Origin of the sequence: Streptomyces sp. N35 (genome assembly GCF_016464295.1) — a bacterium.
Lineage (GTDB): Bacteria > Actinomycetota > Actinomycetes > Streptomycetales > Streptomycetaceae > Streptomyces.
In genome coordinates this window covers 29,151-40,335 of sequence record NZ_JAEIMH010000081.1, presented here as the reverse complement: position 1 = coordinate 40,335, position 11,185 = coordinate 29,151, and the positions used below count along the sequence as shown (strand labels likewise).

Annotated in this window: 11 protein-coding genes and 1 pseudogene; 1 reads left to right on the top strand and 11 read right to left on the bottom strand. The window is 70.0% G+C overall.

The window, feature by feature from the left end; translation table 11 throughout:
* Window positions 1-166 precede the first annotated feature (166 nt).
* From JAO81_RS33105 to JAO81_RS33080, 6 genes are all read right to left on the bottom strand, one after another.
* On the bottom strand, window positions 167-835 hold the full coding sequence (locus JAO81_RS33105; RefSeq protein WP_199551664.1) for a histidine phosphatase family protein: 669 nt from the start codon (window positions 833-835) through the stop codon (window positions 167-169).
* On the bottom strand, window positions 832-1,260 hold the full coding sequence (gene rsfS, locus JAO81_RS33100; protein WP_199551663.1) for a ribosome silencing factor: 429 nt from the start codon (window positions 1,258-1,260) through the stop codon (window positions 832-834). The genes JAO81_RS33105 and rsfS overlap by 4 nt, the downstream gene beginning before the upstream one ends.
* Before the next feature lie 166 nt (window positions 1,261-1,426).
* The gene (locus JAO81_RS33095; RefSeq protein ID WP_199551662.1) at window positions 1,427-3,235 is read right to left on the bottom strand and encodes an LCP family protein; all 1,809 of its coding nucleotides are present in this window, start codon (window positions 3,233-3,235) and stop codon (window positions 1,427-1,429) included.
* Between the two features lie 17 nt (window positions 3,236-3,252).
* Window positions 3,253-3,894 (bottom strand): nicotinate-nucleotide adenylyltransferase, encoded by a 642-nt coding sequence (nadD, locus tag JAO81_RS33090; protein ID WP_199551661.1) that lies wholly within the window; start codon window positions 3,892-3,894, stop codon window positions 3,253-3,255.
* Between the two features lie 92 nt (window positions 3,895-3,986).
* Window positions 3,987-4,151: a hypothetical protein gene (locus tag JAO81_RS33085; protein ID WP_093613087.1), complete on the bottom strand. Its 165-nt coding sequence runs from the start codon at window positions 4,149-4,151 to the stop codon at window positions 3,987-3,989.
* 149 nt (window positions 4,152-4,300) lie between these two features.
* Window positions 4,301-4,453 carry a hypothetical protein gene (locus JAO81_RS33080; RefSeq protein WP_165331501.1) on the bottom strand — a complete coding sequence of 51 codons (153 nt, stop codon included), beginning with the start codon at window positions 4,451-4,453 and terminating at the stop codon, window positions 4,301-4,303.
* Between the two features lie 171 nt (window positions 4,454-4,624).
* Between JAO81_RS33080 and JAO81_RS33075 the strand changes: the two are divergent.
* A pseudogene (locus tag JAO81_RS33075) lies at window positions 4,625-5,738 on the top strand (M48 family metallopeptidase); the annotation flags it as partial.
* A gap of 28 nt (window positions 5,739-5,766) precedes the next feature.
* Here the strand turns inward: JAO81_RS33075 and JAO81_RS33070 are convergent.
* The 5 genes from JAO81_RS33070 to proB form a co-directional block, all read right to left on the bottom strand.
* Window positions 5,767-6,852, bottom strand: a complete 1,086-nt coding sequence (locus JAO81_RS33070; RefSeq protein WP_199551660.1) for a hypothetical protein — start codon at window positions 6,850-6,852, stop codon at window positions 5,767-5,769.
* Window positions 6,853-6,944: 92 nt separating this feature from the next.
* The gene (locus tag JAO81_RS33065; protein ID WP_199551659.1) at window positions 6,945-7,553 is read right to left on the bottom strand and encodes a hypothetical protein; all 609 of its coding nucleotides are present in this window, start codon (window positions 7,551-7,553) and stop codon (window positions 6,945-6,947) included.
* A gap of 35 nt (window positions 7,554-7,588) precedes the next feature.
* On the bottom strand, window positions 7,589-8,881 hold the full coding sequence (locus tag JAO81_RS33060) for a glutamate-5-semialdehyde dehydrogenase (protein WP_199551658.1): 1,293 nt from the start codon (window positions 8,879-8,881) through the stop codon (window positions 7,589-7,591).
* Window positions 8,882-8,942: 61 nt separating this feature from the next.
* Window positions 8,943-9,356: a hypothetical protein gene (locus tag JAO81_RS33055; RefSeq protein WP_307814003.1), complete on the bottom strand. Its 414-nt coding sequence runs from the start codon at window positions 9,354-9,356 to the stop codon at window positions 8,943-8,945.
* 254 nt (window positions 9,357-9,610) lie between these two features.
* A complete protein-coding gene (gene proB, locus JAO81_RS33050; RefSeq protein WP_199551657.1) occupies window positions 9,611-10,717 on the bottom strand; it encodes a glutamate 5-kinase in 1,107 nt (368 codons plus the stop codon).
* Window positions 10,718-11,185: the final 468 nt, after the last annotated feature.

Below are 11,185 nucleotides of genomic sequence, written 5' to 3'. Positions count from 1 at the left end.
CTAAGGAGAATTGAACTCCTGACCTCCTGCATGCCATGCAGGCGCTCTACCAACTGAGCTATAGCCCCTTGTGTTCTTCCCGCTCGGCGGGCGAACAAGAAGAACTTTAGCCTGCGACAAGCCGGAAAGTGAAATCCGGGTCCCGGCCCCTCTGACCAGCAGGGACTCAGGTGTCGTCGCCGAGCACCGGCTCCGGCAGCGTGCCCGCATTGTGCTCGAGCAGACGCCAGCCGCGGGCCCCCTCGCCGAGGACGGACCAGCAGCAGTTGGAGAGGCCGCCGAGGCCTTCCCAGAGATACGAGTCGAGGCCCAGCAGCCGGCCGATCGTGGTGCGGATCGTGCCGCCGTGACTGACCACCACGAGCGTCCCGCCGTCGGGCAGCTTGTCGACATGGCGCAGAACAACCGGGGCGGCACGGTCGGCGACCTCGGTCTCCAGCTCGCCGCCGCCGCGGCGCACGGACTCGCCGCGCTTCCACGCGGCGTACTCCTCGCCGTACGTGGCCAGGATCTCGTCGTGGGTCAGCCCCTGCCAGGCACCCGCGAAGGTCTCCCGCAGGGCCTCCTCGTACGTCACCTCGAGCCCGGTCAGCTTCGCCAGCTCACCGGCCGTGGCGGCGGCACGGCTCAGGTCGGAGGCGACGATCGCGTCGGGCTTGAGGGAGGCGAGCAGCCGGGCGGCCCGGGTGGCCTGGGCGACGCCCTCGGCGGTGAGCCCGATGTCCGTGGTGCCCTGGAAGCGGCGCTCCAGGTTCCAGGACGTCTGGCCGTGCCGCCACAGGATGACGCGCCGGCTGCGACCGCCCGGGTTGTTGAGGACCGAGGGGACGGTCATCGCAGCTCCCCGGCCGCCTCTTCGGCGTCCGCGTGCTGGGCGCCCTTGCCGCGGGTGGCCTTGGCGTCCTCGGGCAGGTCGAGCTCGGGGCAGTCCTTCCACAGGCGCTCGAGCGCGTAGTAGACCCGCTCCTCGCTGTGCTGGACGTGCACCACGATGTCGACGTAGTCGAGCAGGATCCAGCGCGCGTCGCGGTCGCCCTCGCGGCGTACCGGCTTCGCGCCGAGCTCCTTGCTGAGCTTCTCCTCGATCTCGTCACAGATCGACTTGACCTGGCGGTCGTTGGGAGCCGAGGCCAGCAGGAAGGCGTCCGTGATCGACAGCACGTCGCTGACGTCGTAGGCGATGATGTCGTGCGCGAGCTTGTCGGCGGCCGCCTGGGCGGCCACGTGGATGAGCTCGATGGAACGGTCTGTCGCGGTCACTGCTTGGCTTTCCGTCGGCGGGTCAGGGCTGTGTCTACCAAAAACCCGGAACCCGGGCGTGTTGCTTCCCCAAGGGTCTCACGGACCGCGGACCTGGCCCCAGGTGATTACCCGCACCCCAAGGCCGGAGCAGGGCACCGCCCTGGGGCGGCGCCCTCGGCGGGGCCTACTGGGCCTTGTAGTCCGCCCCCAGCACGACCCCGATGTCCGCGTTCCCCGCGACCTTCCCCTTCTTGACCGCGCCCGCCGGCAGCCCCAGCGTCTTGGCCACCTCGGCCGCCTCGGCCTTGCGGGCGTCGTCGGCGTAGGTGATCTGCGAGGCCGAGCCCGGGCTCGTGTTGCCGGAGAGGACCGTCCAGCCGCCGTTGACCAGGTCGACCCGGGCGCTCTCGAGGGCCTTCTTGTCGCCGGAGAGGTTGATACGGACCGCGGCGTCCGGGTCGGGGCTCTTGACCGTGCCGCCGAGCAGCTTCTCGACCACGCTGTCCGTGGCCTGCTTGCCGAGCGTGCCGTCCTGCTGCACGGGCAGCACGGCACTGTCGTAGTCGCCGCCCTTGGCGCGCTCGGAGAGCCGGGCGAGGAAGGCACCCAGGTCCTTCTCCGTGAGCGGCGGCTCGATGATCTGGCCCAGCATCTCGACGGTGGTGGTGGCCGCCTTCGGGTCCGTCGACAGCTTGCGCAAGGCCCCCTGGAGCACCGCGCCGAAACGGGTCAGCTGCGCCGTCTCGCTCTCGCCGGGCGCCCGGTAGGTGGCGTACGCGACGGCCATCTGACCGCTGAGGGTCTGGTCCTCGCCCTGGGTGACCAGCGGGGCCTGGCCCTTCTTCTTGGCCTTGGGGTCCGGCACCGTCGCGTTGGTGTCGATGTCGATGTTCCCGACGCTGTCCACCAGGTTGCTCAGGAACGGGGTGTCCAGGCGCCAGCTGCCCTCGATCCGGGTGCCGAGCAGTCCGTCCACGGCTTCCCGCGTACCGCTGGAGCCGTCGTCGTCCACGGACTTGCCGAGCGTGGTGGCCTGGCCGTCCTCGTTCGTCACCGCGAGCGAGTTGGGCAGCAGCACCGTGGCGCCCCGCTCGGTGGTGGTGTTGTCGACGAGCAGCGCGGTCGAGGTGCTCTTGCCGTTGACGTCGTGCAGATGCACGACGATGACATCGCGCTTCTGCGGTCCGGTCGCGGCCGCGTCGTCCCCGGCCGCGTTCGACAGGAACGGCAGCTTGCCCTCGTACCAGAGGTAGCCGACACCGCCGACGAGCGTCAGCGCGAGCACGACCACGAGCGCGACCATGCGGTTGCGGCCGCGGCGCTTGGCCTCCTCGCGGCGCTCGGTGCGCGACTCGGTGAACTTCAGCCAGTCGATGACGTCCTCGGACTCCTCATCGGGTTCCTCGATGAAGGAGAACTGCTCCGTGTGGAACTCGCGCTGAGGCGCCCGCTGCGGCTCTTCGGGCGTGTGCTGCTGCGGCACCCAGGCGGTCGGCTCCTCGACGCGCGTGTACTGCCCGGTGTCGCCGGCCGGGGCGAACTGTCCGGTGTCGCCGACGGCCGCGAACTGTCCGGTGTCCGAGGAGATCCGCGGTTGCTGACCGGTCCCGGCACTCTGCCCGTAAGGGTCGTACGGGGCACCCTGGTCGTTTCCGTACGAGGCGCCGGATCCGTAAGTCTCCGTACCGTACGAGGAGTTGTCCGGATACGAACCGTCCGAGGAGCCGTCCGGATACGAACCGTCCGAGGAGCCGTCCGGATACGAACCGTCCGAGCCGTACTGACCGCCGTACGTGTCGTAGCCGTATCCCTGCTGCTGCGGGACCGAACCGCCGTACTGGTCGTAGCCGCTCTGCGGAGGGTGTGGGGGCGCGACGGGCTGATAGACCGGCTGGCCGTACTCGTCGTAGCCGACGATCTCGTACTGCTGACCCGCGTGCTGCTGACCGGCGTGCTGCCGGCCCGCATAAGGGTCGTACTGTCGGTCGTTCACCGGGTGCCCCTCTTAGCTCATTCGCCGCGGTAGAGCTCGCGCTTGTCGATGTATCGCACCACGCCGTCCGGCACCAGATACCAGACGGGATCCCCCTTGGCGACCCGATCACGGCAATCCGTCGAGGAGATGGCCAGTGCGGGGACCTCCACGAAGGAGACGGAGCCATCCGGAAGGCCGGGGTCCGCCAGGGTATGCCCTGGCCGGGTGACCCCGATGAAGTGGGCGAGCGAGAAGGTCTCCTCGGCGTCCTGCCAGGTGAGGATCTGGCTCAGCGCGTCGGCGCCGGTGATGAAGAAGAGATCCGCCTCGGGATTGAGCTCCCGCAGATCACGCAGTGTGTCCTTGGTGTACGTGGGACCACCGCGGTCGATATCGATGCGGCTCACGGAGAACTGCGGGTTCTCGGCCGTGGCGATGACCGTCATCAGATAGCGGTCCTCGGCCGGCGAGACGTGCTTGTGGCTCTTCTGCCACGGCTCCCCGGTCGGTACGAAGACGACCTCGTCCAGCTGGAACCGTGCGGCCACCTCACTGGCGGCCACCAAGTGCCCGTGGTGGATCGGGTCGAAGGTGCCGCCCATGACACCGAGACGGCGCTTGCCGCCGCCGTGTGCACCACGACGGGCGGGGCCGGTAGAACTGTCCTGCTCTCCCATGCGAGCAGACCCTACCGGCCCGTGCGAGCGGCCCGTCCCCCAAGCTCTCGGCTACGTTCGAGCAGGGGGTGCCCCCACCGCGGCTTATCGGTTCAGCGGTCGCGGTTGAAGCGGGTGGTGATCCAGAGCAGGAGCATCAGCGCGAGGAACGCGCCTCCGCCGATGACGTAGGCGTTGAGGCTCTCGTGGTTGCCGCCGTGCTCACCGCCCTCGGACGCGAGGGTGACCAGCTGGGCTGCGGAGGCGGTAAGGCTCATTCTCGACAGGACCTATCCGGGTGGGAGCGGGCTTGGTACATCGATACAGCGCACATCGTACGGGGGTGCCTCTGCCGCGATCACGCCGACTCAGGCGTACGGGGTCGGCACGGGCTCATACGGGTGCGGGGAGCCGTCCGGGAACGGGCTCAGTCGCGGTCGTCGCGTCCGTAGCCGCGCAGCAGGAACCAGGCGACGAGGACGGCACCGACGAGCGAGACCGCGAGCACGATCCGCATGGTGTTGCCGGGGCCCTGTTCGGCGGCGTGTGCGGCGGCGAGCAGCGAGTTCACGGGATCCATTGCGCGCATTGCTCCTTAACGGGTGATACGCCACCCAAGCTATCCCCCGGTCCTGACGGCCCCGCGTCCGGGTCGGGTGCGTGATGGAACCCTCCCCGTAGGCTGGACGTTCCTAAGGGGGGCGAGAGAACTCGCAACGTGCGCGTCGCGCGCGGAACTTATGGGGGCCGGATGCCTGAGAGCACGGACAACGGAAACCACGACAGCAGCGAGAACCACGAGAATCTGCCGGGCCGTACCCGCCGGCGCTTTCCCGGGATCTCCTCGCGGACGTACGAACACCCGGCGGACCGCTCGGCCCTGGTGGCCCTGCGCAAGCTGAGCGGGTTCGACACCGTCTTCAAGGCGCTCAGCGCGCTGCTGCCCGAGCGCAGCCTCAGGCTGCTGTTCCTGTCGGACTCGGTGCGCGTGAGCGACGCCCAGTTCGCGCATCTCAACGTCATGCTGCGCGACGCCTGTTACATCCTGGACCTGGAGAAGGTCCCGCCGATGTACGTCACGCAGAACCCCGTGCCGAACGCGATGTGCATCGGTCTCGACGAGCCGATCATCGTGGTCACCACCGGCCTGGTCGAGCTGCTCGACGAGGAGGAGATGCGGGCGGTCGTCGGGCACGAGGTGGGTCACGCGCTGTCGGGCCACGCGGTGTACCGCACGATCCTGCTGTTCCTGACCAATCTGGCGCTCAAGGTCGCCTGGATCCCGCTGGGCAATGTCGCGATCATGGCGATCGTGACCGCGCTGCGCGAGTGGTTCCGCAAGTCGGAGCTCTCCGCCGACCGCGCGGGCCTGCTGGTCGGCCAGGACCTCAAGGCCTCGATGCGCGGTCTGATGAAGATCGCGGGCGGCAACCATCTGCACGAGATGAACGTGGACGCGTTCCTGGAGCAGGCAGAGGAGTACGAGGCGGGCGGCGATCTGCGCGACTCCGTACTGAAGATCATGAACGTGCTGCCGCGCACCCACCCCTTCACCACCGTGCGCGCCGCCGAGCTGAAGAAGTGGGCCGAGTCCCGTGACTACCAGCGGATCATGGACGGCCACTACCCGCGGCGCGACGAGGACAAGGACACCTCGGTCTCCGACTCCTTCCGCCAGTCGGCCTCCACGTATGCGAGCGATGTGCGCAACTCCAAGGACCCGCTGATGAAGCTGGTCGCGGACATCGCGGGCGGCGCGGGCGATCTGGGCGGCCGGGTCCGCAGGGGCTTCGGCGGCTTCGGCCCCTCCCGTCCCGCGGACGGCCCGGAGCGCCCTGAGCAGGACGGCGACGGCGGCACCGACGCCGGTAGCGACCGCCGGCAAGTAGCCCCTCAGGTACGCGGGGGTGAGGGCTGTGCGGACGCGGCGAGCGCTCCCCACTGCACCGTCGGCCCGCTGGTCGCATACGGGTCGGTGCCCGCAGGACCGCCGGACTTGGCGCTCTGCCCGGCGAGCAGCGGCCGCAGCCGGTCCGCCGAGTCGGCGCCGCAGGAGAGCGGTCCTGCCTGCAGATACGAGACGGTCAACTCCGCCTGCCCGACGCGCAGGTTGTCCTTGTCGAAGCGGAAGTGCAGCTCGCGCCGGACGGTGAACAGGGAGGCGCGGGGATCGTCCCCGGCGACCGGGCGCAGGGCGTAGACGAAGGTGTGGTTCGAGGTCACCTCGAGGGTCTCCGAGCCGGTCTCGGTGGCCTTGAGCGTCCCGTGCACCCGCACCTCGTCGGCCGCCAGCGTGGCCTTGGCCGGATCGAAGCGCACCAGCCAGCCGCTGGGCGCGTGCCGGCCGTCGGCCGCGGGGCGGTCGAAACCGGTGTCGAACTGGTGGAGCTGGTCCGGGTCGATGAGCCGGCGCACGGGCCGTGTCTCCTCGCCCGTGAGGACCGCCGGGTCGAGCGAGGAGGCCACCAGATAGTTCCGCGCCACGTCGAGTGCCGCCCTGACCTGGTCGGCGGAGAAGTGCGCGGTGCGGTACACGGCGGGGAACGGCATGCCCGCGGCGCCCGCCCCGAACTCGGCTGCCGGGCTGCGCTCGAAGAGCTCCTCGGCGGTCTTCGCCCCGGGCACGGGCCCCTGCGGCACCAGCGGGATCACGGTCATCCGCAGCGGATCGGCGGGCCGCGATGCGGGCTCGGAGTAGGGCTGGCGTACGCCCATGTAGATCGCCACGGCGAACGCCGTCGCGATCAGGACGACCATCACCAGCGCCTGGACCGAAAGCCGGCGATGCGCCGCGGCATGCGCGGCCACACGTTTGCGCACCGCGGGTGCGTGGTCGGTGATCCGCTCCTGCGCGGAGTACTCCTCAAGGCGCGCAGCGCGAATGAACGACTCGTCGAAGACTACGGAACGGAACTCTTCCTCGCTCCCACCGGGAACGCCCTCGGGTGTGCCCTCAGGTGGGTCTCCAGGCCCGGCCATACTTTCAGAGTAGGTTTCCCGGGGCTCAGGTAAACGCCCTGGTACGCGTCAACTTTTCGCAGGGGATGCGGTGTTGGCGCCCGGACGCCGCGTCAGGGCGTAACCGGATTGGCCGACACCGCCGGAGCCTCGTAGTCCGCGGACGCCGAAGGCTCCACACCGGTTGTCGCGGGCGGCGGGGTGCGGTCCTGGCGGCCGGGCGAGGAAGCGCCCCGGTAGACCGCGCTGAACGCCAGCGCCACCATGCCGATCCCCATCAGGAGCGCGAGCAGCCAGGCCACGGGCCGGTGCCAGCGTGAGTGCCCCTTGCGGGCGAGGCCGTCCTCCACCAAGTCCGGCTCGTAACCGGCCGGTTGGGGCTCTTCATGGCGGTACGCGGTCTCGTCGCCGTAGCGGCCGCGGCGGGCACGCGTCTCGTACCCGTCATAGAACTCGTCCCCGTCGTCCTCGGCCCCCGCACCTCTGGCCCGCGCCCGGTGCGCCTCGGCCTCGGCGCGCGCCTGGGCGGCGGCGAGCAGCCGCTCCACCGCCGTCGGCTCATGGAACTGCGCGCCCCGTACGAAATCCTCGTCGAAGACCACGGAGGCGAACTCTTCGTCCGCACCCCCGTGGTCGTGGTCGTCGTCGGGCTCCCAGCCGTCCGGAAACGGCATGCCCCCCACGTCCTCCGGCACGGATCCAGAGTAGACCTGGGGGGTCAATTTGGGCAGACGGTAAGGAAATTCAGCCTGAGGGCTCAGCCTCGGATGTGACCGTCGCCGGTGACGATGTACTTGGTCGAGGTGAGCTCGGGCAGTCCCATCGGGCCGCGGGCGTGCAACTTCTGCGTGGAGATGCCGATTTCGGCGCCGAAGCCGAACTGGCCGCCGTCGGTGAACCGCGTCGAGGCGTTCACCGCGACCGTCGTGGAGTCCACGAGCTGGGTGAAGCGGCGGGCGGCCTGCTGCGAGGTGGTGACGATGGCCTCGGTGTGCCCGGAGGTCCACAGCCGGATGTGCTCGACGGCCTTGTCGAGCGAGTCGACGACGGCGGCCGCGATGTCGTACGAGAGGTACTCGGTCTCCCAGTCCTCGGCCGTCGCGGGCACCACGGTGGCCTTGGACCCGTCGGCGTAGGCGAGGATCCGCTCATCGGCGTGCACGGTCACGCCGGCCTCGGCGAGCGCGTCCAGGGCGCGCGGCACGAAGGCCTCCGCGATGTCCTGGTGGACGAGGAGGGTCTCGGCGGCGTTGCAGACGCTGGGGCGCTGGGCCTTGGAGTTGATCAGGATCTCGACGGCCATGTCGAGGTCGGCCTGGGCGTCCACGTACACATGGCAGTTGCCGGTGCCGGTCTCGATCACCGGGACGGTGGACTCCTCGACGACCGTCTTGATCAGCGAGGCGCCGCCGCGCGGGATGAGCACGTCCACGAGGCCGCGGGCACGCATCAACTCCCGTACGGAATCGCGGGATTCACCGGGTACGAGCTGGACGGCGTCGGCCGGCAGACCCGCTCCGCCGACGGCGTCGCGCAGCACCCGGACAAGGGCGGTGTTGGAGGCGTACGCGGAGGACGAGCCGCGCAGGAGTACCGCGTTGCCGGACTTGAGGCACAGGGCGGCGGCGTCGACGGTCACGTTGGGCCGGGCCTCGTAGATGATGCCGACGACGCCGAGCGGGACGCGGACCTGGCGCAGGTCGATCCCGTTGGGCAGCGTGGAGCCGCGCACGACCTCGCCGACCGGGTCGGGCAGGGCCACGACGTCGCGGACGTCGGAGGCGATGGCGCGGACCCGCTCGGGGGTCAGCGTGAGCCGGTCGATGATCGACTCACTGGTGCCGGCCGCGCGAGCCTTGGCGATGTCCTCGGCGTTGGCCTCGACGACGTCCTTCGTACGGACTTCGAGGGCGTCCGCGACGGCGAGCAGCGCGTCGTCCTTGACGGCCCGCGGCAGCGGCGCGATCTCGGCGGCCGCGGCACGGGCGCGGTAGGCGGCCTGGACGACCGGCGAGAGGTTGTCATACGGGGCGGAAAGCGGCGAGGTCATGCCTCGCAGGGTAATGCGAGCCGGCGGCCTGTCCGTGCCGTATTCCAGTCCCCGAGACGGCTCAAAACGGGTGTACACCGACGGGGGTGGCCGGCGGCGGACCGTAGCCCTCCGCGACGCGCTGGTGGTACGTGTCCCGGTCGATGACCTCGAGCCCCACGATCTCCCAGGGCGGCAGCTGCGCGCTCTGGCGGTGCTCACCCCACAGGCGCAGGGCGACGGCGGCGGCATCGTGCAGGTCGCGGGCCTCTTCCCAGTAGCGGATCTCGGCGTGGTCCGCGGCATAGCGACTGGTCAGCAGAAAAGGATGGTCGTGGGCGAGCTGTTCCAGCGCACGCCGGATGTCCGCGAGCGGGGCGTCGGGCCCGGAGACGCTCAGCGTGACATGCCAGAGACGAGGCTGGTCCTCGGGCTGCTGGTGCTGCTCCCCCAAGCTCTCTCCGGCCACGACACTGGTCAGTGCCACTCGTCTCACCGGACGGCCTCCTGTCAAGTGTCTGTGGTGCGAACCGCTCGCAACAAAGTTGACCAGGCAATCGCATGCCGCGTGACGGTTTTACGGAAGGTCCCTCACTCAGGGCATCCGATTTCGGCCGGTTCGAGTCACCGTTCGTACACGGGCGCCGCCACCGTTCGTACACGGGCGCCGCCGACGTGCGGTCAGCTGTGCAGCCACTGTGCGGTCAGCCGTGCAGCAGCTGTGCGGTCAGCCGTGCAGCAGCTGTGCGGTCAGCCGTGCAGCAGCACAAGATCGTCGCGGTGCACGACCTCGCGCTCGTACGCGGGACCGAGCTCCTTGGCCAGCTCGCGCGTGGAGCGGCCGAGCAGCTGGGGGATCTCCTTGGCGTCGAAGTTCACCAGACCCCGCGCGACCGCACGCCCCTCGGTGTCCTTGAGCTCGACCGGGTCGCCCGCGGAGAACTCGCCCTCGACGTCCTTGATCCCGGCGGGCAGCAGCGAGGTGCGCCGCTCGGTGACCGCGCGGACCGCACCGTCGTCCAGGATCAGCGAGCCCTGCGGGGTCGAGGCGTGCTGCAGCCAGAGCAGCCGGTCGGCGCTGCGCCGGCCGGTGCGGTGGAAGAGGGTCCCGGTGTCGCGTCCGGCCAGGGCGTCCGCCGCGTGCACGGCGGAGGTGAGGACGACGGGGATGCCCGCGCCGGCGGCGATCCGGGCGGCCTCGACCTTGGTGACCATGCCGCCGGTGCCGACCCCGGCCTTGCCCGCGCTGCCGATCTGCACATGTGCGATGTCCTCGGGGCCGCGCACCTCTTCGATCCGCGCGGTGCCGGGCTTGCTGGGGTCGCCGTCGTAGAGACCGTCCACGTCCGACAGGAGGACGAGGAGATCCGCGCGTACGAGATGGGCGACCAGGGCCGCGAGCCGGTCGTTGTCGCCGAAGCGGATCTCGTCGGTGGCGATGGTGTCGTTCTCGTTGACGATCGGCAGCGCGCCCATCGTGAGCAGCTGGTCGAGGGTGCGCGAGGCGTTGCGGTGGTGGGCGCGGCGGGCCATGTCGTCACTGGTGAGCAGGACCTGTCCGGCCCGTACGCCGTAGCGCGCGAAGGACGCCGTGTAGCGGGCCATCAGAAGGCCCTGGCCGACACTGGCCGCGGCCTGCTGGCGGGCCAGATCGCGCGGGCGGCGGCGCAGGCCCAGCGGGGCGAGCCCCGCGGCGATGGCGCCCGAGGAGACCAGGACGATCTCCCTCTCCCCGCCGCTGCGGACCTTGGCGAGGACGTCCACGAGCGCGTCGACGCGGTCCGCGTCAAGGCCCCCGGAGGCCGTGGTGAGCGACGAGGAGCCGACCTTGACCACGATCCGGTGCGCCTGAGCCACTCGCTGCCTCGCGCCTGCCGATCCTGCTGCGCCCACTGCGTACGACCCCATCGTGTTGACCTGCTTGCCTTCCGCAATCTACGCGAGCCGGCCGCTGGACCGCCTGCGGATTCCGGGGGGTGAGACTCCTCCCGGTCTCCGCAGGTTGCGGCGGTGGTCCTCACAGAACGGGTGTAACTGACGACCGGCATTCCGGTTGCAGGCTTCTCACACCTCCTTCACAGGTGTGTCATGACCAAAGGATGTCCATTCCATAGCGTGAAGGTGACAGTCCTGCCATAACCCGGACCCTCAACCGGCGTTGACCAGCTGCCCGACCCCTTGCCGACCCCCCACTCCTGTCGGTGCGGATCTTCGAGCTGCACTGGAGTTCACTTGCGTTCACTCACCCCCCTCAAGAAGGTCGCCAGACTCGCCGCGCTCGCCGGTGGGGCGGGAGCGCTCGCCGCTCCGGGCCTTGGGGCCCCG